The sequence below is a fragment of the Paraburkholderia sp. J7 genome (assembly GCF_905220155.1).
In the GTDB taxonomy this organism is placed as follows: Bacteria; Pseudomonadota; Gammaproteobacteria; order Burkholderiales; family Burkholderiaceae; genus Paraburkholderia.
The window spans coordinates 25,790-45,745 of sequence record NZ_CAJMYZ010000004.1 but is presented as its reverse complement, the minus strand read 5'-3'; the positions used below and the strand labels follow the sequence as shown (position 1 = coordinate 45,745).

Annotated in this window: 19 protein-coding genes; 12 read left to right on the top strand and 7 right to left on the bottom strand. The window is 65.7% G+C overall.

What is annotated here, in order from left to right; genetic code table 11:
* Positions 1-4: 4 nt before the first annotated feature.
* On the bottom strand, positions 5-1,156 hold the full coding sequence (locus U5A58_RS07755; protein ID WP_321960993.1) for a Re/Si-specific NAD(P)(+) transhydrogenase subunit alpha: 1,152 nt from the start codon (positions 1,154-1,156) through the stop codon (positions 5-7).
* 302 nt (positions 1,157-1,458) lie between these two features.
* Here U5A58_RS07755 and U5A58_RS07750 point away from each other — a divergent pair, with 302 nt between their 5' ends.
* The 3 genes from U5A58_RS07750 (at position 1,459) to U5A58_RS07740 (ending at position 5,065) form a co-directional block, all read left to right on the top strand.
* Entirely contained in the window at positions 1,459-1,965 is a 507-nt protein-coding gene (locus U5A58_RS07750) for an NUDIX hydrolase (protein ID WP_321960992.1), read from the top strand.
* 12 nt (positions 1,966-1,977) lie between these two features.
* Complete coding sequence (mnmA, locus tag U5A58_RS07745) at positions 1,978-3,177, top strand: tRNA 2-thiouridine(34) synthase MnmA (RefSeq protein ID WP_321960991.1); 1,200 nt, start codon at positions 1,978-1,980, stop codon at positions 3,175-3,177.
* Positions 3,178-3,457: 280 nt separating this feature from the next.
* A complete protein-coding gene (locus tag U5A58_RS07740; RefSeq protein WP_321960990.1) occupies positions 3,458-5,065 on the top strand; it encodes an FMN-binding glutamate synthase family protein in 1,608 nt (535 codons plus the stop codon).
* 87 nt (positions 5,066-5,152) lie between these two features.
* Here the strand turns inward: U5A58_RS07740 and U5A58_RS07735 are convergent, their stop codons facing one another.
* Entirely contained in the window at positions 5,153-5,764 is a 612-nt protein-coding gene (locus U5A58_RS07735) for a glutathione S-transferase family protein (RefSeq protein ID WP_321960989.1), read from the bottom strand.
* Between the two features lie 270 nt (positions 5,765-6,034).
* On the opposite strand from U5A58_RS07735, the gene U5A58_RS07730 reads away from it, so the two are divergent.
* From U5A58_RS07730 to U5A58_RS07690, 9 genes are all read left to right on the top strand, one after another.
* On the top strand, positions 6,035-7,432 hold the full coding sequence (locus U5A58_RS07730) for an aminopeptidase P N-terminal domain-containing protein (RefSeq protein ID WP_321961236.1): 1,398 nt from the start codon (positions 6,035-6,037) through the stop codon (positions 7,430-7,432).
* A gap of 53 nt (positions 7,433-7,485) precedes the next feature.
* Positions 7,486-8,766, top strand: coding sequence for a UbiH/UbiF/VisC/COQ6 family ubiquinone biosynthesis hydroxylase (locus tag U5A58_RS07725; RefSeq protein ID WP_321960988.1), 1,281 nt, complete (start codon positions 7,486-7,488; stop codon positions 8,764-8,766).
* A 205-nt stretch (positions 8,767-8,971) separates the two neighbouring features.
* A complete protein-coding gene (dusB, locus tag U5A58_RS07720; protein ID WP_321960987.1) occupies positions 8,972-10,039 on the top strand; it encodes a tRNA dihydrouridine synthase DusB in 1,068 nt (355 codons plus the stop codon).
* Positions 10,036-10,269 carry a Fis family transcriptional regulator gene (locus U5A58_RS07715; protein ID WP_028216158.1) on the top strand — a complete coding sequence of 78 codons (234 nt, stop codon included), beginning with the start codon at positions 10,036-10,038 and terminating at the stop codon, positions 10,267-10,269. The genes dusB and U5A58_RS07715 overlap by 4 nt, the downstream gene beginning before the upstream one ends.
* A 64-nt stretch (positions 10,270-10,333) precedes the next feature.
* Entirely contained in the window at positions 10,334-11,899 is a 1,566-nt protein-coding gene (gene purH / locus U5A58_RS07710) for a bifunctional phosphoribosylaminoimidazolecarboxamide formyltransferase/IMP cyclohydrolase (RefSeq protein ID WP_321960986.1), read from the top strand.
* 176 nt (positions 11,900-12,075) lie between these two features.
* A complete protein-coding gene (ruvC, locus tag U5A58_RS07705) occupies positions 12,076-12,618 on the top strand; it encodes a crossover junction endodeoxyribonuclease RuvC (RefSeq protein ID WP_028201962.1) in 543 nt (180 codons plus the stop codon).
* Between the two features lie 120 nt (positions 12,619-12,738).
* Positions 12,739-13,320, top strand: coding sequence for a Holliday junction branch migration protein RuvA (gene ruvA / locus U5A58_RS07700; RefSeq protein ID WP_321913171.1), 582 nt, complete (start codon positions 12,739-12,741; stop codon positions 13,318-13,320).
* Positions 13,321-13,418: 98 nt separating this feature from the next.
* The gene (gene ruvB / locus U5A58_RS07695) at positions 13,419-14,495 is read left to right on the top strand and encodes a Holliday junction branch migration DNA helicase RuvB (protein ID WP_069268446.1); all 1,077 of its coding nucleotides are present in this window, start codon (positions 13,419-13,421) and stop codon (positions 14,493-14,495) included.
* Positions 14,496-14,635: 140 nt separating this feature from the next.
* Complete coding sequence (locus tag U5A58_RS07690) at positions 14,636-15,502, top strand: oxygenase MpaB family protein (protein ID WP_321961235.1); 867 nt, start codon at positions 14,636-14,638, stop codon at positions 15,500-15,502.
* A gap of 89 nt (positions 15,503-15,591) precedes the next feature.
* On the opposite strand, the gene U5A58_RS07685 is transcribed toward U5A58_RS07690, so the two are convergent.
* The 5 genes from U5A58_RS07685 to U5A58_RS07665 form a co-directional block, all read right to left on the bottom strand.
* Positions 15,592-16,737, bottom strand: a complete 1,146-nt coding sequence (locus tag U5A58_RS07685; RefSeq protein WP_321913174.1) for a branched-chain amino acid ABC transporter substrate-binding protein — start codon at positions 16,735-16,737, stop codon at positions 15,592-15,594.
* Positions 16,738-17,063: 326 nt separating this feature from the next.
* On the bottom strand, positions 17,064-17,747 hold the full coding sequence (locus U5A58_RS07680) for a histidine phosphatase family protein (protein WP_321960985.1): 684 nt from the start codon (positions 17,745-17,747) through the stop codon (positions 17,064-17,066).
* A 3-nt stretch (positions 17,748-17,750) separates the two neighbouring features.
* Positions 17,751-18,221 carry a D-aminoacyl-tRNA deacylase gene (gene dtd / locus U5A58_RS07675; protein ID WP_321913176.1) on the bottom strand — a complete coding sequence of 157 codons (471 nt, stop codon included), beginning with the start codon at positions 18,219-18,221 and terminating at the stop codon, positions 17,751-17,753.
* Complete coding sequence (gene tyrS, locus U5A58_RS07670; protein ID WP_321960984.1) at positions 18,218-19,471, bottom strand: tyrosine--tRNA ligase; 1,254 nt, start codon at positions 19,469-19,471, stop codon at positions 18,218-18,220. Before tyrS ends, dtd begins: the two co-directional genes overlap by 4 nt.
* A gap of 164 nt (positions 19,472-19,635) precedes the next feature.
* Positions 19,636-19,947, bottom strand: a complete 312-nt coding sequence (locus U5A58_RS07665; protein ID WP_321960983.1) for a HigA family addiction module antitoxin — start codon at positions 19,945-19,947, stop codon at positions 19,636-19,638.
* Positions 19,948-19,956 lie beyond the last annotated feature (9 nt).

Below are 19,956 nucleotides of genomic sequence, written 5' to 3'. Positions count from 1 at the left end.
CCCCTTATGTCTTGCGCGTGACCTGGCCGTCGCGAGCCAAAAGCGTGGCCGCGACGATGTCGTCCGCGAGATCGATGTTGAGCGTGCCTTCCTTCGTGACGATCAGCTTCAGGAAGTCGAGCAGGTTGCGCGCGTAGAGCGCGGAGGCGTCGGCGGCGACCATCGAAGCGAGGTTCGTGTAGCCGCAGATCTGCACGCCGTGGTGTGTCACCACCTTGTCGGCCTCGGTCAGCGGGCAGTTCCCGCCACGCCTGCCCGTCGCCTGATCGGCGACGGGGCCGCGTCCGGCCGCAAGGTCGATCACCACCGAGCCCGGCTTCATTGCCTGCACGGTTTCCGAAGGCAGCAGCGTGGGCGCGTCGCGGCCCGGGATCAGCGCGGTCGAAATGACGATGTCGGCCTGCCTGGCGCGCTCGTGCACCAGCGCCGACTGGCGCGCGAGCCACGATGGCGGCATGGGCCGCGCGTAGCCGCCCACGCCGACGGCGGCTTCCCGCTCCTCATCGGTTTCGTAGGGCACGTCGAGGAATTTCCCGCCGAGCGACTCGATCTGCTCCTTCACCGCCGGGCGCACGTCCGAAGCTTCGATCACCGCGCCCAAACGCCGCGCCGTGGCAATGGCCTGCAGGCCCGCCACGCCCGCGCCGAGAATCAGCACGCGCGCGGCTTTCACCGTCCCGGCGGCCGTCATGAGCATCGGCATGAAGCGCGGATAAAGGTTCGAGGCCACGAGCACCGCCTTGTACCCGGCGATGTTGGCCTGCGACGACAGCACGTCGAGGCTTTGCGCGCGCGTGGTGCGCGGCGCGGCTTCGAGCGCGAAGGCCGTCACGCCTGCCTCGGCGAGTTTCGCGGCGTTTTCCGCATTAAAGGGATCGAGCATGCCCACCAGCACCGCGCCGCGCTTCATGAACGGCAATTCGCTGACAGTGGGTGACTGGACCTTGAGCACGAGGTCCGCGCCGAAGGCCGTGGCCGCGTCGGCGACCTGTGCGCCTACCGCCGTGTACGCCTCGTCGAGATAGCTCGCGCCGGCGCCCGCGCCGGCCTGGATCGTGACCGTGTGGCCCTGGGCGACGTACTTCTTGACTGTCTCCGGCGTCGCGGCCACGCGGGTTTCGTTCGCCCGCGTCTCTGCAGGCACTCCGATATGCATCGTTGTTTCCTCCTCGACCTTCTTGTTCTAGCTGTTCTGGCTCGAATCGAGCGAAGGGAGACCGACGGCGTTCAGGCGCCGGCATCCATTGCAACGGCAAACGACGGCACCACTTTAACCGAAAGCGGCGGCGGCTTTGTAGCGGGAATTGCCCGCTTTTGTGCGATGCACACAATATGCTCTGTCGTCCGACCGGACGGTCGGCAGTGCCAGGCGAGCCGGGCATACGCCCCCGTTGCGCTGCCCGGGGGCCCGATCCGGCCCCGGGCAGCGTTTGCGGCGTCCCGGTAAAATACCGGCCCATGAATGAGGAAACCTGGGCACCCCACGTCACCGTGGCCGCGATCGTCGAGCGCGACGGGCGTTTTCTGCTCGTCGAAGAGCACACGCCAGCCGGCCTGCGCCTGAACCAGCCCGCCGGCCATCTGGAAGCGGGCGAGACGCTGCACGAGGCTGTGGTGCGCGAAACGCTCGAGGAAACCGCGCATGCGTTCACGCCTGAGGCGCTGGTCGGCGTGTATATGACGCACTTCGGCAAGCCGGGCGAAAGCGGCGCGACGTATGTACGCTTCACGTACTGCGGCAGTGTTGCAGTCGAGCCGGAAAACCGCGCGCTCGATCCTGACATCGTGCGCACGGTGTGGATGAGCGCCGACGAGTTGCGCGCGGCGAGCGAGCGCCATCGCACGCCGCTCGTCATGCGCTGTGTCGACGATTACCTCGCAGGCAAGCGCGTGCCGCTGGATTTCATCCAGACGCACGCGACAGCACCGAAAGCGGCACCCCAGGTCGCACCCAAGTTGAGTTAAGGCAGCAACGAAATGAGCAAACGTAAGGTCGTGGTAGGCATGTCGGGCGGCGTCGATTCGTCGGTGACCGCATGGCTGCTCAAGGAGCAGGGGTTCGACGTCGTCGGTCTCTTCATGAAGAACTGGGAAGACGACGACGACGGCGAATACTGCTCGACGCGCCAGGACTGGATCGATGTAGTGTCGGTCGCGGACCTGATCGGCATCGACGTGGAAGCCGTGAACTTCGCCGCCGAATACAAGGACCGCGTGTTCGCGGAATTCCTGCGCGAATATTCCGCGGGCCGCACGCCAAACCCGGACGTGCTCTGCAACGCCGAGATCAAGTTCAAGGCCTTTCTGGACCACGCCATGTCGCTCGGCGCGGAAACGATCGCCACGGGCCACTATGCGCGCGTACGTCAGAACAATGAGCGTGACGGTCGTTTCGAACTGCTGAAGGCGCTCGACCATACGAAAGATCAGTCGTACTTCCTGCATCGCCTGAACCAGGCGCAGCTTTCGAAGACGATGTTCCCGCTCGGCGAGATTCCGAAGACGAAGGTGCGCGAGATCGCCGAGAAAATCGGCCTGCCGAACGCGAAAAAGAAGGATTCCACAGGAATCTGCTTCATCGGCGAGCGGCCATTCCGCGACTTCCTCAACCGCTATCTGCCGACGAAACCCGGCCCGATGATGACGCCCGATGGCAAGGTCGTGGGCGAGCACATTGGCCTGGCGTTCTACACGTTCGGGCAGCGCAAGGGCATTGGTCTTGGCGGCAGCAAGGACGGCAGCGGCGACCCGTGGTTCGTGGCGGGCAAGGACATGGCCTCGAATACGCTCTACGTCGTGCAAGGCCACGATCATCCGTGGCTGCTCGCGCACGAACTGCGTGCGGGCAATGTGAGCTGGGTGGCGGGCGAGCCGCCTGCGCAGGACCACGCGTGCGGCGCGAAAACGCGCTATCGCCAGGCCGATGCGCCCTGCTCGTTCCACACCGCAGACGAATTCGGCGCGGGCCAGTTCACGCTGCGTTTTCCCGATGCGCAATGGGCCGTGACGCCCGGCCAGTCGGCGGTGCTCTATGACGGCGACGTGTGCCTGGGCGGTGGCATCATCGAAGCGGTGACGACGCTCGCGCCACACGTGCCCGCGGTACTGCCGCCCGAAGCACCGAAGAAAAAGAAGCGTGTAGCGCGCAAGAAGCCCGCTGCAGCCACGACGGCGTGACGCAAGCACCGTCAAGCAAAACGTAAGAGAACACCGCGCGGCGCCTTGGGCGCCGCGTTTTTTTTGGCGTCTTTCGACGCCTGCCAGACACTGCTCAAACGGCGTGCCCGCTTCTTGCCCGCTTCTTGCCCGTTTCTTGCCCGCCTCCCAGCCAGATTCACGAACTTGCGGCATCATTCCCGCAAGCCGCGCCCGGCAACCGCGCGGCTCACGCGCACCGCACCTTCACGAGAGGAGCGCACAAGGGCGCGCATTACATCAAGTTCGAGGAGTCCCCCCAATGTTTTCCCGACGTTATCTCGCCATGTGGGGCGCGGTGCTGCTGCTTGCAGCCTGCGTCGCCGCGGCTGCCCTCCATCACCTGTCGTGGTACTGCGTGATCGTGCCGGTGCTGCTCGTCGCGCTCGGCGTCTACGACATGTTCCAGGAGCGCCACGCGATCCTGCGCAACTACCCGATCTGGGGCCATCTGCGCTTTCTGTTCGAGTTCGTGCGGCCCGAGATCCGCCAGTACTTCGTCGAGGACGACACCGACGAAAAACCGTTCTCGCTCGCTCAGCGCAGCCTCGTCTACCAGCGCGCGAAGAACGCGGTGGACAGCCGCCCGTACGGCACCGAACTCGACGTGAAGGCCGTGGGCCACGAATGGATCAGCCACTCGCTCGCGCCCACGAAGCTCGCTGGCAGCGACTTTCGCGTGCTCGTAGGCGCGAACCGCGCGCAACCGTACTCGATGTCGATCTTCAACATTTCGGCGATGAGCTTCGGCGCGCTCTCGGCCAACGCGATCCGCGCGCTCAACATGGGCGCGAAGAAAGGCGGGTTCGCGCACGACACGGGCGAAGGCTCGATGTCGAAGTATCACCGCGAGAATGGCGGCGATATCATCTGGGAGATCGCCTCGGGCTACTTCGGCTGCCGCAACGACGACGGCACCTTCAGCGCCGACAAGTTCCAGCGCCTCGCGAACGAACCGCAGGTGAAGATGATCGAGGTGAAGCTTTCGCAAGGCGCGAAGCCCGGCCATGGCGGCATGCTGCTCGCCGCGAAGGTCACGCCCGAGATCGCCGAAACGCGCGGCATTCCTATTGGCAAGGATTGTGTCTCGCCCGCGCGCCACTCGGAATTCTCCACGCCGCGCGGGCTGCTCGAATTCGTCGAGCGTCTGCGCAAGCTCTCGGGCGGCAAGCCCACGGGCTTCAAGCTGTGCATTGGGCATCCGTGGGAGTTTTTCGGCATCGCCAAGGCGATGCTCGAAACCGGCATCCTGCCCGACTTCATCGTCGTGGACGGCGCGGAAGGCGGCACGGGCGCGGCGCCGCTTGAATTCACCGACCATATCGGCACGCCGCTGCAGGAAGGGCTGCTCCTCGTGCACAACACGCTCGTGGGCATTGGCCTGCGCAACAAGATCAGGATCGGCGCGAGCGGCAAGATCATCACCGCGTTCGATATCGCACGCACGCTCGCGATCGGCGCGGACTGGGTGAACTCGGCGCGCGGCTTCATGTTCGCGGTGGGCTGCATCCAGGCGCAGAAGTGCCACTCGGACCGCTGCCCCACGGGCGTCGCCACGCAAGATCCTGTGCGCCAGCGCGCGCTGAACGTGCCGGACAAGGGCGAGCGCGTCTTCAACTTCCATCACAACACGCTGCACGCGCTGCAAGAGCTGATTCAGGCCGCGGGCCTTTCGAGCCCGTCGGATCTGCGTGCGCATCACATCGTGCGGCGCGTGTCGTCGTACGAGGTGAAGCTGATGTCGGAACTGCTCAAGTACCTGAAGCCCGGCGATCTGCTCGAAGGCCGCTATCGCTATCAGCTGTATGAGAAGTGGTGGCCGGTCGCGCGCAGCGATTCGTTCGCGCCGGCGGAGGAAAAGATCGCCTGAGGAAGGCGAGGTACGACTGACGCGAAAACGCCCGGCGGCACGCAATGCCGTCGGGCGTTTTCACATCGATTGCCTGAGAACTGCCAATTAGCCTTGCGGCACCGTGTCGATGAACGACTGGCGCTGCGAGAGCTTTTCGTAGTGACGCGCGAGATTCGGATGCGCTTCGCGCCAGTTCAGCTCCGGCATGCGGAAGTCGAGATAGCCGAGCGCGCAGCCCACGGAAATATCCGCAATCGTGTAGCGGTTGCCCGCGCACCACGGGTTGCCGTCGAGTCCCTTGGCCATCGCGGCGAGACCTTCGTGGATCTTGCGCTCCTGGCGCTTGACCCACGCCTCGTTGCGCTGCTCCGGCGTGCGTTGCGTGCCTTCGAGGCGGATCAGCACGGTCGCGTCGAGCATGCCGTCGGCGAGCGCTTCCCAGCAACGCACTTCAATACGCTCGCGGCCTGCGGGCGGAATGAGCTTGGCCACGGGCGAAAGCATGTCGACGTACTCGCAGATCACGCGCGAGTCGAATACGGCCTCGCCGTCGTCCATCACGAGACACGGCACCTTGCCGAGCGGGTTGAAATCGTGAATCTCCGTTTCCTCGCCCCACACGTTCTCGAGCACCAGCTTGTAGTCGATTTTCTTTTCAGCGAGCGTGATCCGCGCCTTGCGGACATACGGGCTGCCGAGCGAACCGATAAGTTTCATACCACCTGCCTTTTCTGGAATCCGGCCGAAGTATACGTTGGATTCGCATTTTTCTGACGTGCCGTCTGTTGCAGTGCAGGATTTTTCCTACAAATGATGTAGGTAGGAGACAACCTCGGCGCCATCGGCGCTCCCGGCGGGTGACCGCGACCACGCGCGTCCGTTTGTAGCCAGCGCTACAATCTCACGATGGACTCGACCCTCAAGCACAGCGCCCCGGCCGCCTCGAGCGAAGCCCACCCAGCCGCCAACGTGGCCGACGCAGCCGACATGCAGCGCGGCCCCGACGGCAGCGCGGCGCTCTATCGCGCGCGCCGCGAGCGCGTGCTTGCGGCACTGCGTGCGCAGGGCGGCGGTGTCGCGCTCGTACCGACAGCGCCCGAGGCACTGCGCAATCGCGACGCCGACTATCCGTACCGGCACGACAGCTACTTCTACTACCTCACCGGCTTCACGGAGCCCGAGGCACTGCTCGTGCTCGACGCGAACGCGGGGGAAAACCAGCCCGCCGCCATCCTGTTCTGCCGCGCGAAGAACGTCGAGCGCGAAACGTGGGAAGGCTTTCGCTTCGGTCCCGACGCCGCGCGCGAGGCGTTCGGCTTCGACGCCGCATTCCCCTTCGACGAACTCGACGCACGCATCCCGCAGCTCATTGCGAACCGTCCCGCGCTGCACTACGCGCTCGCGGCTTCCGAGCGCTTCGACGCTCAGGTGAAGCGCTGGATCGATGCGGTGCGCGCACAGGGGCGCAGCGGCATCACCGCGCCCGCCGCCGCATACGACCTGCTGCCGCTGCTCGACGACATGCGCGTGATCAAGGACGCGCACGAGCTCGACACGATGCGCCGCGCCGCGAAAATCTCGGCGCTCGCGCACGTGCGCGCGATGCAGACATGCCGGCCCGGCATGCGCGAATACGAGATCGAGGCGGAGCTGCTTTACACGTTTCGCAAGCACGGCGCGCAGGCCCCTGCCTACGGTTCGATCGTCGCGGCAGGCGCGAATGCATGCGTGCTGCACTACCCCGCGGGCAACGCGGTGGCGCGCGCGGGCGACCTCGTGCTTATCGACGCCGCGTGCGAGTTGAACGGCTACGCCTCGGACATCACGCGCACGTTCCCCGCGAGCGGCCGCTTCACCAGCGCGCAACGCGAGCTCTACGACATCGTGCTCGCCGCGCAGCAGGCCGCCGTCGACGCCACGCGCGCCGGCGTGAACTTCGAGGCGCCGCACGACGCCGCGGTGCGCGTGCTCGCGCAGGGGCTGCTCGATACCGGCATCATCGACCGCCAGCGCTTTGCAAGCGTCGACGACGTGATCGCCGAGCGCGCCTATGCGCGCTTCTATATGCATCGCACCGGGCACTGGCTCGGCATGGATGTGCACGACGCGGGCGATTATCGTGAGCGCGATATTGCGCCGAGCGCCGGAAAACCCGCCGCCCCGCCGCCCTGGCGCACGCTGCGCCCCGGCATGACGCTCACGATCGAGCCTGGCCTCTACATCCGCGCGGCCGAGGACGTGCCCGAGCGCTACTGGGACATCGGCATTCGTATCGAGGACGACGCGATCGTCACCGAAACGGGCTGCGAGCTGATCACGCGCGGCGTGCCCGTTGCGGCCGATGAAATCGAAGCGCTGATGCAGGACGCGCAGCGCGGCGCCTGACGCAAGCGCAGACACAACCACGCGAAGATCCCACACGAAACGAAGCAAACGACATGAACGCAGTTTCCGGCAGCGCGAACGACACTTCCACCGGCGCGAACACGCCCGCTCATTTCGATCACGACGTGGCGATCGTCGGCGCCGGGCCGGTGGGTCTCGCGCTCGCGGGGTGGCTCACGCGGCGCAGCGCCACGCAAGGGCTCTCGATCGCGCTAATCGACGCGCGCGAACCCGAGGACAGCGCCGGCGACCCGCGCGCCATTGCCGTTTCGCAGGGTAGCCGCACGCTGCTCGAGGCGCTCGCGTGGCCGCACGACGCGACGTCTATCGAGCGTATTCATGTCTCGCAGCGCGGCCATTTCGGGCGCACGCTGATCGACCGGCACGACTACGACTTGCCCGCGCTTGGCTACGTGGCGCGCTACGGCGCGATCGTTCAGGCGCTCGCGCGTGCCGTGCGCGGCACGCCGGTGCACTGGCTGCATCACACGCAGGCGCACGATCCCGTCGTGGAGCACGACGGCGTGACGCTGCCGGTCGTGAGCGCGGGCGTTGAGCGGCAGTTGCGCACGCGCATCCTCGTGAACGCCGAAGGCGGCCTGTATCGCCCGCTGCCCCAGCGCGATACGCAAAACGATTCCGACGAAGCCGACGCAAAAGCCGTCGTGCCGGCCGCCGAAACCAAACGCTCGCGCGACTACGGCCAAACGGCGCTGGTCGGCGTGGTGACGCTCGCGGCCCCGCAGCCACACGTGGCGTGGGAGCGTTTCACGAGCGAAGGCCCAATCGCGCTCCTGCCGATGGGCGGCGTGCGCGGCGCGGACTACGCGCTCGTGTGGTGCTGCTCGCCCGCGCAAGCCGAGCGCCGCGCGCAGCTTTCCGACGCCGATTTCCTCGCCGAGCTCGGCGTGGCGTTCGGCGCGCGCATGGGCCGCTTCACGCAGATCCACGGTCGCGCGGCGTTCCCGCTCGGCCTGAACGCCCTCGACGCCCTCGTTTCCGGTAACGGCCGTATCGCGGCGGTCGGCAACGCGGCGCAGACGCTGCATCCCGTGGCGGGCCAGGGCCTCAATCTCGGCCTGCGCGACGCCCACGCGCTTGCCGACTCCCTCGCGCAGCACGGCGCCACGCCGCGCGCGCTCGCCGAGTTCGCAGGCCGCCGCGCGTTCGACCGGCGCATGACGATCGGCGCAACCGATACGCTCGCACGCCTGTTCACCGTCGATTTCGGTCCGCTCGCCACGCTGCGCGGGCTCGCGCTCACGGCCCTCGAATTCGCCCCGCCCGTGAAGACGGCGCTCGCGCGGCAAATGATGTTCGGGCAGCGGAGTTGATGTGATTAGCTAAGGGTCGCATCGCTTTTTTTGCATGCTGGTTTGCGTGTTGAAGTGCTGCCCAGCATCAGGACCAGGGTCCGCGCACCGCGACCTCGCATCCTGTTAACGCTAAAATAGACGTTTCCCCTTTTGCAAATACACGCCGTTCGCCGCGCCAGCCGGAATGCCATCCGGGTCGCGGCACCGGCCTCGCCCGCGCGTCATGTTCACTATCGGCCGTCACACCTTGCGTAATAACCTGTTCGTCGCCCCCATGGCGGGTGTCACGGACCGGCCGTTCCGCCAGCTGTGCAAGCGCCTCGGCGCGGGCTATGCGGTGTCCGAAATGGTCGCGTCCAACGCGCAGCTCTGGAAGAGCGAAAAGACCATGCGCCGCGCCAATCACGCGGGCGAAGTGGAACCCATCTCCGTGCAGATTGCCGGCGCCGATCCCGAAATGATGGCCGAAGCCGCGCGCTACAACGTGGCGAACGGCGCGCAGATCATCGACATCAACATGGGCTGCCCGGCCAAGAAGGTCTGCAACGTCGCGGCCGGCTCGGCGCTGCTGCAAAACGAGCCGCTCGTCGCGCGCATCGTCAAGGCCGTGGTCGACGCCGTGGGCGTGGGCCCCGACGCCGTGCCCGTCACGCTGAAGATCCGCACGGGCTGGGACCGCGACAACCGCAACGCGCTCACCATCGCGCGCATTGCCGAGGAAAGCGGCATTTCCATGCTCACCGTGCACGGCCGCACGCGCGCCGACCTCTACCACGGTGAAGCGGAGTACGAAACGATCGCCGCGGTGAAAGCCGCGGCACGGATTCCGGTGGTCGCGAACGGCGACATTACGTCGCCGCAAAAGGCGCGCGAGGTCCTCGCGCTCACGGGCGCCGACGCCATCATGATCGGCCGCGCGGCGCAGGGGCGCCCGTGGCTGTTCCGCGAAATCGAGCATTTCCTCGCGACGGGCGAACTGTTGCCGCCGCCGCGCGTGGACGAAATCCAGTCGATCATGAATGAGCATCTGGAGGACCACTACGCGTTTTATGGCGAATTTACGGGCGTGCGTACTGCGCGCAAGCATATCGGCTGGTACACTCGCGGCCTTTGCGGCGCCAATACGTTCCGGCATCGCATGAATACGCTGGACACCACGCGCGAGCAGCTTGTCGCCGTCAACCAGTTCTTCGACGAACAGAAGGCGCGCTCCGAGCGCCTCGTCTACGTCGACGACGAGAACAACGACAGCGACGGCAGCGACGAATCAACCGATCGACTGGCAGCATGAGCAAGCACAACATCGAACAATCCGTCCGCGAGAGCCTTGGCATCTACTTCCAGGACCTCGACGGCAGCAATCCGCACGACGTCTACGAAATGGTAATGGCGTGCGTCGAAAAACCGATGCTCGAGGTGGTGCTCGAGCAGGCAGGCGGCAATCAGTCGCTGGCCGCCGAGTATCTCGGCATCAACCGCAACACGCTGCGCAAGAAGCTCCAGCAGCACGGCCTGCTGTAACGCCGCTGCGTTTTACTGGACCTTCGGCGCGGACTCCTCGATCTATCGGCAACTCTCCCACATCATGATCAAGCAAGCGCTCATCTCCGTTTCCGACAAGGCAGGCATTGTCGACTTCGCGAAATCCCTGTCGGATCTCGGCGTCAAGATCCTGTCGACCGGCGGCACCGCGAAACTGCTCGCGGACGCGGGCCTTCCCGTCACCGAAGTGGCCGACTACACCGGCTTTCCGGAAATGCTCGATGGGCGCGTGAAAACGCTGCACCCGAAGGTGCACGGCGGCATTCTCGCGCGCCGCGACCTGCCCGAGCACATGGCCGCGCTCGAAAAGCACGATATCCCGACGATCGACCTGCTCGTCGTGAACCTCTACCCGTTCGTCCAGACGGTGTCGAAGGAAGAGTGCACGCTCGAAGACGCGATCGAGAACATCGATATCGGCGGCCCGACCATGCTGCGCTCGGCGGCGAAGAACCATCGCGACGTGACCGTGGTGGTCGACCCGGCCGACTACGCGAAGGTGCTGGAGGAAATGCGCGCGAACGGCAACACCGTGAGCTACGCCACGAACTTCCGCCTCGCAACGAAGGTGTTTTCGCACACGGCGCAGTACGACGGCGCGATCACGAACTACCTCACGAGCCTGACCGAAGCACTCGAGCACAAGTCGCGCAACACCTACCCGGCCGTGCTGAACCTCGCGTTCGACAAGGTCCAGGACCTGCGCTACGGCGAAAACCCGCACCAGAGCGCCGCGTTCTACCGCGACCTCACGACGCCCGCCGGCGCGCTCGCGAACTACACGCAGCTCCAGGGCAAGGAACTCTCGTACAACAACATCGCCGACTCGGACGCGGCGTGGGAATGCGTGAAGACCTTCGACGCCCCGGCCTGCGTGATCATCAAGCACGCGAATCCGTGCGGCGTGGCAATCGGCGCGAACGCGCTCGAAGCGTACTCGAAGGCGTTCCAGACCGACCCGACCTCGGCGTTCGGCGGCATCATCGCGTTCAATCGCGAAGTCGACGAAGCGGCTGCCCAAGCCGTGGCGAAGCAGTTCGTCGAAGTGCTGATCGCGCCGTCGTTCTCGGCAGCCGCGAAGGCCGTGTTCGCCGCGAAGCAGAACGTGCGTCTGCTGGAAATCGCGCTGGGCGATGGCCACAACGCGTTCGATCTGAAGCGCGTGGGCGGCGGTCTGCTCGTGCAATCGCTCGATGCGAAGAACGTGCAGCCGCACGAACTGCGCGTCGTGACGAAGCGCCACCCGACGCCGAAGGAAATGGACGATCTGCTGTTCGCATGGCGAGTCGCGAAGTTCGTGAAGTCGAACGCCATCGTGTTCTGCGCGAACGGCATGACGATGGGCGTGGGCGCAGGCCAGATGAGCCGCGTGGACTCGGCGCGCATCGCCAGCATCAAGGCCGAGAACGCGGGCCTCAAGCTCGCGGGCACGGCAGTCGCGTCGGACGCGTTCTTCCCGTTCCGTGACGGTCTCGACGTGGTGGTCAACGCGGGCGCGACCTGCGTGATCCAGCCGGGCGGCTCGATGCGCGACGACGAAGTGATCGCCGCCGCCGACGAGCACAACATCGCCATGGTGATGACGGGCATTCGCCACTTCCGTCACTGATCCTTGCGTGCGGCGCGTGACCTGCACGTGACGCGCCGCTTGAGCAAAGCCCGCCGGACTTGCGTCCCGCGGGCTTTTTCTTTGCATGGCGCGCCGCCTTCGCTCGCGCCCTCAAGGCTCGCGGCAGGTAGGCCGTTCGTTGTACCATCGCAGCACATCCGTTTTTCCCGCATTTCATGAGAATTCTCGGCATCGACCCCGGCTTGCGCGTCACCGGCTTCGGCGTGATCGAGCGACACGGCCATCAGCTCACGTATGTCGCAAGCGGCGTCATCCGCACCGCCGATGCCGATCTGCCCACGCGCCTCGGCACGATCTTCGAGGGCGTCTCCACGCTGATCCGCCAGCACGCGCCCGACCAGGCGGCGATCGAAAAAGTGTTCGTCAACGTCAATCCGCAGTCGACGCTCCTGCTCGGGCAGGCGCGCGGCGCGGCCATTTGCGGGCTGGTTTCAGGCGGCGTGCCGGTGGCCGAATACACCGCGCTGCAACTCAAGCAAGCCGTGGTGGGCTACGGACGCGCGACCAAGGAGCAGATGCAGCAGATGGTCGTGCGCCTGCTCGCCCTCACGGGCACGCCCGGCACCGACGCCGCCGACGCGCTTGGCATGGCGATCTGTCACGCGCACGGCGGGGATGCGCTTGCCACGCTCGGCGGGCTTGCGCCTGCGCTCGCGAAGAAGGGCATGCGGGTGCGGCGTGGACGGTTGATAGGCTAAATGCGCGGTTGAATGCGCGACTAATGCGCCTCGCCCGAACGGCCAACGTTCGAGCCGCGCGCTCCGTACTGCCCTGCCCTCCGCTACACTCTTGAGCTTTCCCTCATCACAGAAACCGCCATGATCGGTCGCATTGCCGGCGTATTGCTGGAAAAGAACCCGCCGCACCTGCTCATCGACTGCAACGGCGTCGGCTACGAAGTCGACGTGCCGATGAGCACGTTCTACAACCTGCCCGGCAACGGCGAAAAAATCGTGTTGCTCACGCAGATGATCGTGCGCGAAGACGCGCATCTGCTCTTCGGCTTCGGCACGCAAGAGGAACGCTCGACGTTTCGCGAACTGCTCAAGATCAGCGGCATCGGCGCGCGCATGGCGCTCGCCGTGCTCTCGGGCATGAGCGTGCACGACCTCTCGCAAGCGGTCACACAGCAAGATGCGGCGCGCCTCACGCGCGTGCCCGGCATCGGCAAGAAAACGGCCGAGCGTCTGCTGCTCGAACTCAAGGGCAAGCTCGGCGCGGACCTCGGCGCGATGGCCGCCGCCGCTTCGCCCTCCGACCACGCAAACGACATCCTCAACGCGCTGCTCGCGCTCGGCTATTCGGAAAAGGAAGCGCTCGCCGCGATCAAGAACGTGCCCGCCGGCACTGGCGTTTCCGAAGGCATCAAGCTCGCGCTCAAGGCGCTTTCGAAGGCCTGATCGCCGTCGTGCAGGCTCGTGCCGGGCTGTTAGTTGCGGCACGATCTCGGGGCTCGGGACGGGCCGCCGCCGCATAGTCTGCGCGGTACAATCGCTGGATGATCGAAACCGACAAACTCGCCGCCAACCACGCCGGCGCCGACCGCGTGATCGCCGCCACGCCCGCCTCGACCCACGAGGAAGCGTTCGAACGCGCGTTACGCCCCCGCCAGCTCGACGAATATGTCGGCCAGGAAAAGGTGCGCGGCCAGCTCGAGATTTTCATCGAGGCCGCGAAGCGCCGTTCCGAACCGCTCGACCACGTGCTGCTGTTCGGGCCGCCGGGCCTGGGCAAGACCACGCTTGCGCACATCATCGCGCGCGAAATGGGGGTCAATTTGCGGCAGACGTCGGGCCCCGTGCTCGAGCGCGCGGGCGATCTCGCAGCGCTGCTCACCAATCTCGAAGCCAACGACGTACTCTTCATCGACGAAATTCACCGGCTCTCGCCGGTCGTCGAGGAAATCCTGTATCCGGCGCTCGAGGACTACCAGATCGACATCATGATTGGCGAAGGGCCGGCCGCGCGCAGCGTGAAGCTCGACCTCCAGCCGTTCACGCTCGTGGGCGCGACCACGCGCGCGGGCATGCTCACGAATCCGCTGCGCGACCGCTTCGGCATCGTCTCGCGCCTCGAGTTCTACAACGCGAGTGAACTCTCGCGCATCGTGCAACGCTCCGCTTCGCTGCTCGGCGCGCAGATTCACCCTGACGGCGCGCTCGAAATCGCGCGCCGCTCGCGCGGCACGCCGCGTATTGCGAACCGCCTGCTGCGCCGCGTGCGCGACTACGCCGAGGTGAAAGCCGACGGCGCGATCACCGCCAAGGTCGCAGACGCCGCGCTGCGCATGCTCGACGTCGACCCCGTGGGCTTCGACCTGATGGACCGCAAGCTGCTCGAAGCCATCCTGCACAAGTTCGACGGCGGCCCGGTGGGCGTGGACAATCTCGCCGCCGCAATCGGCGAGGAACGCGACACGATCGAGGACGTGCTCGAACCGTATCTGATCCAGCAGGGCTATCTGCAGCGCACGCCGCGCGGCCGCGTGGCCACGCAACTGAGCTATCGCCACTTTGGCCTCACGGTGCCGGACGACGCGTCGGCGGGTGGCGACTGGGAACCGGACGCGTCGTAAGCCGCAGTACATTTGCGCGGCACACCTTCAACACACTTCAACGCAGCGCGAGCGAGAGCACGATGTCCGATCACGCCGGCCTGCCTCCGAACGCTCCCGAGCCGACCGGCCTTGCCGGTCAACTCGTGCGCCGTCTGCGCATGACGCTCGCCGAAAGCATCACGCACCTCACCACAGGCAGCGGCCCAAGACTCGATTACTCGAATCCGCCGGGCGACCCCGGCCTCTTCGGCCCCGACGCCGTCTGCTGGAAAGTCCACGCCGATTTCGCCGCGATGATGGCGGGCGGCGTGAGCGCGCTGTTGCTCCAGGCGCTGCATCCGCATGCGCTCGCCGGCGTGTGGGACCATTCGACGTTTCGCATCGACATACTCGGGCGGCTGCGGCGCACCGCGACTTTCATCGCGGGCACGACATACGGCAGCCGCGCCGACGCGCTGGCCTTGATCGAACGCGTCAAGACGATCCACCTCGCCGTGACGGGCACCGCGCTCGATGGCCGCCCCTATCGCGCGAGTGATCCCGCGTTGCTCACGTGGGTGCATGTGGCCGAAGTGTCGAGCTTTCTCGGCGCCTATTTGCGCTTCGTGAATCCCGCACTGCCCGGTGAGATGCAGGATCAGTACTACGCCGAAGTCGCGCGCATTGCCGAACTGCTGGGCGCTGCGAACGTGCCGCGTTCGCGCGCCGAAGTCGATGCGTATTTGCAGTCGATGCAGCCCGAACTCGTCGCGAGCGAGCGCACCTTCGAGGTCGTGCGCGTGCTCATGGATGCACCGGCGCCGCGACCGGGAATGCGCCCTGCTGGCGCGCTGATCAGGAATGCGGGCATCGACTTGTTGCCGCCTTTCGCGCAGCAGATGCTCGGCTTCGATTCCTTCTCCTTTGCGCGCCGCGCGCTCGTGCAGCCTGGCATGCGAGCGATCGCACCGGTATTGCGCTGGGCGCTCGTCAATGGCGTGTCCAAACGCGCGCGGCGGCGGGCTGCGGCAAAACCCGCGCAATAAGCACTGCGCAATAGCAAAACGGCCAACCCGCTCGCGCCGGTTGGCCGTTCCGTTTGCAGGCGCGCCTCCGAATCCAGGCGCCTGCGTGCTTACATCTTCACCACGTCGAGCAGCGTTTTCTTGCCTGCCTTGTAGTTGTAGAGCGAGATCACGCCGTGCTTGAGGTCGCCCTTTGCGTCAAACGTGGTCTCGCCAATCACGCCCTTGTAGTCCGTGCCCGGGATCTGCGCGAGGACCTTCGCGGGATCAGTCGAGTTCGCGCGCTTCATCGCATCGACGACGATGTACACCGCGTCATACGTGAAGGGCGCATCGAATTCGATCGGATGACCGAAGCGCTTCTGGTACTTCGCCGCGAACGCCGCACCGCCATTCATGCGCTCGACCGCCATGCCCGCCTGCGAGCAAACGATATTGTCGGTCGCCGCGCCCGCCAGCTCCGCGAGGCTTTCCGTGCACACGCCGTCGCCCGACAACACCTTCGCGCGCAGACCCAGTTGCTTCGCCTGCTTCGCAAACGGACCGCCGGTGGCGTCCATGCCGCCGTACATGATCGCGTCGGGATTCTCGCCCTTGATCTTCGTGAGGATCGCGCGGAAATCCACGGCCTTGTCGTTGGTCGCGTCGTGCGAAAGCACCTTCATGCCAAGCGACTTCGCCGTCTTCTCGAACTCGTTGGCGAGGCCTTGGCCATACGCGGTCGAGTCGTCGACCACCGCCACGGTCTTCACGTTCAGGCTTTTCGCTGCGTAGTCGGCAAGTGCGGGGCCTTGCTGGGCATCGGTCGCGACCACGCGGTACGTCGTCTTGAAACCCTGCTGCGTGTACGAAGGATTGGTCGACGACGGCGAGATCTGCACGATGCCCGCGTCGCTGTAAATCTTCGAAGCCGGGATCGATGCGCCCGAATTCAGATGGCCAATCACGGCAACGACCTTGTCGTCGACGAGTTTCTGCGCGACCTGGGTGGCCTGGCGCGGGTCGGCGGCGTCGTCCTGGGCGTCGAGCGAGAGCGTAATTTTTTGGCCGTCGATCGTGAGACCCTTGGCGTTGATTTCCTCGATGGCGAGGCGCGCGCCGTTCTCGTTGTCCTTGCCGAGGTGGGCCGAACCGCCCGTGAGCGGCCCGACGTGGCCGATCTTGACGACCTGGTCGGCCGCCGCGTTGCCCGACAGCGCTGCGAGCGCCATGACCGCTGCGCTCACCGGCAGCAGCTTGTGAAGCTTGAACGTCATTGAACTTTCTCCTGCGTTTTTTTCTGGGAATACCCGTTCGTATAACAACCTTGGGCACGCGGCTTCACGCCTGTCATGCGCGCGCGTCCCTCTACAACGCGGAGCCGGGCCAGGAGCCCGGTGGCCAGCGCACCCAAAGGTCGGACAAATGTTAGCAGGACGCTTAACTTTGTGGTTGGGCTTTGGAAGGAATCCGCAAGCAAGCGGAAAGGAGATAGCTGGTGCCTTAGCCTGGAGTCAGACGGGGCTGGGATCAACGCGGGGATGGGAAAGGCTGGAGAAACAGGACAGCGCGGCGGCCCACCGCGCTGTGTGAGGAAGACAGATTAGCGGCCCGGCTCGGGCGTACGCTTGAAGCCATCGTCGGCGCTAACGCCGCCCAGATGCGCCACGTCGCCCCATGCGACGACGCGCGCCTGCGTGACGTAGTCGCCGCGTTCGAAATCGACGACGTTCACGCTCGTGTTGAGGAGCGGCCACGCGCGCGGCGCGTCGAGCGAGAGGCCGTTCGCGAAGCGGTAGACGCAGTCGAGCACGCCGCCGTGCGCGACACACGCAATGCGCCCGCCCGGATGCATGGCCAGGATCGGCTCGAGCGCGTGCAGCACGCGGTGATACAACTCGCGCTGCGACTCGCCTTCGGGCGGCGCGAAGCCGGGGTCGCGCGTTTGCCAGTGCGCGTACTCGTCCGGGAAGCGCTCGGAGATTTCGTCGCTGTCGTGGCCCTGGAACGCGCCATAGTTGCGTTCGCGCAGCCCTGCGGTGAGCTGCACCGGCAAACCCAGGGCTTCCGCAACGGGCTGTGCCGTCTGTTGCGCGCGCAACAGGTCGCTCGACCAGATTGCATCGATCCGCGCGCCCGACTGCACTTCCTTCGCGAGCCGTGCGCCGAGCTGCTGCGCCTGCACCACCCCACTTTGCGCGAGCGGAATGTCGATATGCCCCTGGATGCGCTTGATGCGATTCCAGTCCGTTTCGCCGTGGCGGATAAAGAGGATCTGCGTGTTCATGGTTCAGTTGCGCACTTGCAGCCAGAACGTGACGGGGCCGTCGTTGACGAGCGACACCTGCATGTCGGCGCCGAACTCGCCGGTCTCGACGGTCGGATGCTTCTCGCGCGCGGCGGCGACGAAATAATCGAACAGACGCCGCCCCTCTTCGGGCGGTGCGGCCGGCGTGAAGCTCGGGCGCAAGCCACTGTTCGTATCGGCGGCGAGCGTGAACTGCGAGACGAGCAGCAAGCCGCCGGGAGCGCCATTGCCGTCGATGTTCTGCACGCTCAGGTTCATCTTGCCCGCCGCGTCGCTGAACACGCGATAGCCGAGCAACTTCGCGAGCAGCTTGTCGGCGTTGGCTTCGGTGTCGCCACGCTCGGCACACACCAGCGCGAGCAGCCCCTGGCCGATCGCACCGGTCACGCGTTCGCTGCCACCTTGCGCCACGCGTACTTCCGCTCGGCGCACGCGCTGGATCAAGGCAATCATGCGGTGAGCGTCACGCGCGCAAAGCGCCGCTTGCCCACTTGCACGACGAACTCGCCCGCCTCGACCTTGAGGCCCTTGTCGGACACGGTCGCGCCGTCGATCTTCACGCCGCCCTGCTCGATGTTGCGCAGCGCTTCGCTCGTGGAGGGCACGAGCCCCGCCTGCTTGAGCAACTGGCCGATGGCAAGCGGCGCGCCCGCGAGCGTGATCGACGGAATGTCGTCGGGCACGCCGCCCTTGGCGCGGTGGTTGAAGTCTTCGAGCGCGCGCTCGGCGTCGGCCTGCGAATGAAAGCGTGCGACGATTTCCTGCGCGAGCAGCACCTTGAAGTCGCGTGGGTTGCGGCCCGCTTCGATTTCGCGCTTGAAGCCCTCGATTTCGTCCATGGGACGGAACGAGAGCAGCGTGAAGTAACGCCACATCATCGTGTCCGAAATGGACATGAGCTTGCCGAACATGTCGTTGGGCTTTTCGCTGATGCCAACGTAGTTGTTCTTCGACTTCGACATCTTCTCGACGCCGTCGAGGCCTTCGAGCAGCGGCATCGTGAGAATGCACTGCTGTTCCTGGCCGTACTGCTTTTGCAGTTCACGGCCAACGAGCAGGTTGAACTTCTGGTCCGTGCCGCCGAGCTCGAGGTCCGCATTGAGCGCGACCGAGTCGTAGCCCTGCATGAGCGGATACAGGAACTCGTGGATCGAGATGGGCACGCCGCCCTGGAAGCGCTTGGTGAAGTCCTCGCGCTCGAGAATGCGCGCGACCGTGTAGCGCGACGCGAGCTTGATCATGCCGTCGGCGCCGAGCGGCATCGACCATTCGCTGTTGTAGCGGATTTCGGTCTTTTCGCGGTTGAGAACGAGCGCGGCCTGCTCGAAGTACGTTTTCGCGTTCGATTCGATCTGCTCGCGCGTGAGCGGCGGGCGCGTGGCATTGCGGCCCGACGGGTCGCCGATCAGCGAAGTGAAGTCGCCGATCAGGAAGATCACGGTGTGGCCGAGATCCTGCAGCTGGCGCATCTTGTTGAGCACGACCGTATGGCCGATGTGGATGTCAGGGGCGGTCGGGTCGAGGCCGAGCTTGATGCGCAGCGGCTTGCCCGTGGCCGCGCTGCGAGCGAGCTTCTGCTCGAATTCTTCTTCGATCAGCAGTTCGTCCACGCCGCGCTTCGTGACGGCAAGCGCGTGACGGACTTCGTCGGTGACCGGAAAGGCGTCTTTTGCGCCGCTATTGGGAGTGGACTCGGTGCTCATGCTTCGATCGGTTCTGTCGTTAGGTCTGGGTCTAGACCGCAATTTTACGTGATTCGACTCGCCAGGCTGAGGTTTGCGGCGCGTTGCAGGTCTTCGCAGGTCTTTGCGGCTCGTAGCGGGTCGCCTGCGCGGCGGCGACTCGCAGCGCGCCCCAAGCCGCGTGCTCAGGAACGGGCGGCAGCGCGCTCGACGCGCGGCACGCCTTTCGCGCGCGCCTGCCAAAGGTCGTAGGCGACCTGCATGGCGAGCCACAGATCGGCGCGGCCCCCGTTTTCCTCGCCAAGCCACGCCTCGAGGCGCAGCGCCATTTCCGGCGAAATACCGGCGCGGCCGTTCAGCACGCGCGAGAGCGCGGCTCGCGTGACACCGAGTTGCGCAGCCGCTTCGGTCACGGTGAGCCCCAGTTCGGGGAGAATGTCCTCGCGCAGCGTTTCACCGGGGTGCGGCGGGTTATGCATGCGTATCGTGTCGTTCATCTTGCTCGT

What these genes read in the sequence shown, in the direction of transcription:
- dusB (WP_321960987.1), top strand. Translation starts at nt 8,972, where the DNA reads ATGTTCACTATCGGCCGTCACACCTTGCGTAATAACCTGTTCGTCGCC.
- tyrS (WP_321960984.1), bottom strand. Translation starts at nt 19,471, where the DNA reads ATGAGCACCGAGTCCACTCCCAATAGCGGCGCAAAAGACGCCTTTCCG.
- U5A58_RS07740 (WP_321960990.1), top strand. Translation starts at nt 3,458, where the DNA reads ATGTTTTCCCGACGTTATCTCGCCATGTGGGGCGCGGTGCTGCTGCTT.
- U5A58_RS07730 (WP_321961236.1), top strand. Translation starts at nt 6,035, where the DNA reads ATGCAGCGCGGCCCCGACGGCAGCGCGGCGCTCTATCGCGCGCGCCGC.
- U5A58_RS07680 (WP_321960985.1), bottom strand. Translation starts at nt 17,747, where the DNA reads ATGAACACGCAGATCCTCTTTATCCGCCACGGCGAAACGGACTGGAAT.
- U5A58_RS07715 (WP_028216158.1), top strand. Translation starts at nt 10,036, where the DNA reads ATGAGCAAGCACAACATCGAACAATCCGTCCGCGAGAGCCTTGGCATC.
- U5A58_RS07735 (WP_321960989.1), bottom strand. Translation starts at nt 5,764, where the DNA reads ATGAAACTTATCGGTTCGCTCGGCAGCCCGTATGTCCGCAAGGCGCGG.
- U5A58_RS07750 (WP_321960992.1), top strand. Translation starts at nt 1,459, where the DNA reads ATGAATGAGGAAACCTGGGCACCCCACGTCACCGTGGCCGCGATCGTC.
- ruvA (WP_321913171.1), top strand. Translation starts at nt 12,739, where the DNA reads ATGATCGGTCGCATTGCCGGCGTATTGCTGGAAAAGAACCCGCCGCAC.
- purH (WP_321960986.1), top strand. Translation starts at nt 10,334, where the DNA reads ATGATCAAGCAAGCGCTCATCTCCGTTTCCGACAAGGCAGGCATTGTC.
- mnmA (WP_321960991.1), top strand. Translation starts at nt 1,978, where the DNA reads ATGAGCAAACGTAAGGTCGTGGTAGGCATGTCGGGCGGCGTCGATTCG.
- U5A58_RS07690 (WP_321961235.1), top strand. Translation starts at nt 14,636, where the DNA reads ATGACGCTCGCCGAAAGCATCACGCACCTCACCACAGGCAGCGGCCCA.
- U5A58_RS07665 (WP_321960983.1), bottom strand. Translation starts at nt 19,947, where the DNA reads ATGAACGACACGATACGCATGCATAACCCGCCGCACCCCGGTGAAACG.
- ruvC (WP_028201962.1), top strand. Translation starts at nt 12,076, where the DNA reads ATGAGAATTCTCGGCATCGACCCCGGCTTGCGCGTCACCGGCTTCGGC.
- U5A58_RS07725 (WP_321960988.1), top strand. Translation starts at nt 7,486, where the DNA reads ATGAACGCAGTTTCCGGCAGCGCGAACGACACTTCCACCGGCGCGAAC.
- dtd (WP_321913176.1), bottom strand. Translation starts at nt 18,221, where the DNA reads ATGATTGCCTTGATCCAGCGCGTGCGCCGAGCGGAAGTACGCGTGGCG.
- U5A58_RS07685 (WP_321913174.1), bottom strand. Translation starts at nt 16,737, where the DNA reads ATGACGTTCAAGCTTCACAAGCTGCTGCCGGTGAGCGCAGCGGTCATG.
- ruvB (WP_069268446.1), top strand. Translation starts at nt 13,419, where the DNA reads ATGATCGAAACCGACAAACTCGCCGCCAACCACGCCGGCGCCGACCGC.
- U5A58_RS07755 (WP_321960993.1), bottom strand. Translation starts at nt 1,156, where the DNA reads ATGCATATCGGAGTGCCTGCAGAGACGCGGGCGAACGAAACCCGCGTG.